At 69.7% G+C, this 1313-nt stretch carries 1 protein-coding gene; it reads right to left on the bottom strand.

Annotated elements, in window-relative coordinates:
- Positions 1–10 precede the first annotated feature (10 nt).
- The gene (locus ACN675_RS29170; protein ID WP_420754117.1) at positions 11–1078 is read right to left on the bottom strand and encodes an IS110 family transposase; all 1068 of its coding nucleotides are present in this window, start codon (positions 1076–1078) and stop codon (positions 11–13) included.
- Between the last annotated feature and the right edge of the window lie 235 nt (positions 1079–1313).

Raw genomic sequence — 1313 nt, 5'->3', positions numbered from 1 at the left:
CGTGATGCTCCTATGAGCCGTCAACCCCGGCTTTGGGGTTGAGGACCCGGAAAATCTCGCGGGCAACAGCGCGTTTGAGGCAGCGGGTGATCTCGCGTTTGGTCTTGCCTTCGGCCAGGCGCCGGTCCCGATAGGCCTGCGTCCGCGGATCGATCTTCAGCCGGGAGAGCACGACGGTGTGCAAGGCCCGGTTGGCCTGCCGGTCACCGCCTCGATTGAGGCGGTGCCGGCACCGCTGCCCGGACGACGCCTGGATCGGCGCCACCCCGCACAAGTTCGCCAGCGCGGCCTCGGAGACGATCCGCTCCCGGTTGTCACCGATGGTGATCAACAGTTGCGCGGCGGTGTCGAACCCGACCCCGGGCAACTCGAGCAACGCCGGGGCGGCCCGCCGGGTCAGCATTTGCAGGTCCCGGTCCAAGGCAGCGATCTCCACGCTCAGGTGCTGATAGCGCACCGCGATCGACCGCAGCGCGGTTTCCGCGGCCGCGGCCACCCCACCGGAGGCCACCGGCCCCGGGTCCAGGCTCGCACACACGCGGATCAGCCGGGCCCGGGTCAGGCCCCGCAACCGCTCCCGGACCTCGTCCGGGGCGGTGACGAGCATCGACCTCAACGACGTCAACGCCTCGCTGCGGGCCTTGACCGCGGCCCGGCGAGTGGTGTGCAACAAGCGAATCGACTCGACGTCCCCGTCCCGGGACTTCGGGCAGGTGGTGGCACGACCGGAGGCGACGGCCACCGCGGCGGCGTACGCGTCGACGGGATCGGACTTGCCGCGTCGGCGGCGGGCGGATCGGTCCGGGCGATTGACCTCGACGACCGCCAACCCGGCCTCGCGCAGCACGCCGGTCAGTGCGGCACCGTAGCTGCTGGTGCCCTCGATCCCGACACCGGTGATCGTGCCGGCCGCCGACGCCCACGTCAGCAACCGGCGGTAGCCGTCGGCGGTCGTGGGAAACTCGCGGTCGTCGATCGGGCGACCGAGGTGGTCGACCAGGGCGGCGTGGTGGGTGTCGCGGTGGGTGTCGACACCGAGGTAGACCTCGATGCTGACAGCGGTGTCGGTGTCGGTCATGCTGGACACGGTCATTCCCTTCATCAGGTTGGCCACGTATCGGTCGGGACCGGGTGGACAACACAGTGATGGGACTTGTTGGAGTCAGGCTCCTATCAGGTCACACCCGCCCGGCCGATCGCGTACTGCACGACCGGCCGGGCGGGGCCGACACATCACGAGAAGGACAACCGAGGCGTCAGCGCGATTTCGGGTCAGACCCCGCACAACCGGACCACCCCAGTATCACTGCGTG

This window comes from Rhodococcus sp. O3 (assembly GCF_048897285.1).
Classification (GTDB): domain Bacteria; phylum Actinomycetota; class Actinomycetes; order Mycobacteriales; family Mycobacteriaceae; genus Rhodococcus.
This window is presented reverse-complemented; position numbering and strand designations above follow the sequence as displayed.

Excerpts from the sequence above, each read along its gene's own strand:
- ACN675_RS29170 (WP_420754117.1), bottom strand. The coding sequence starts at position 1,078 with ATGACCGACACCGACACCGCTGTCAGCATCGAGGTCTACCTCGGTGTC.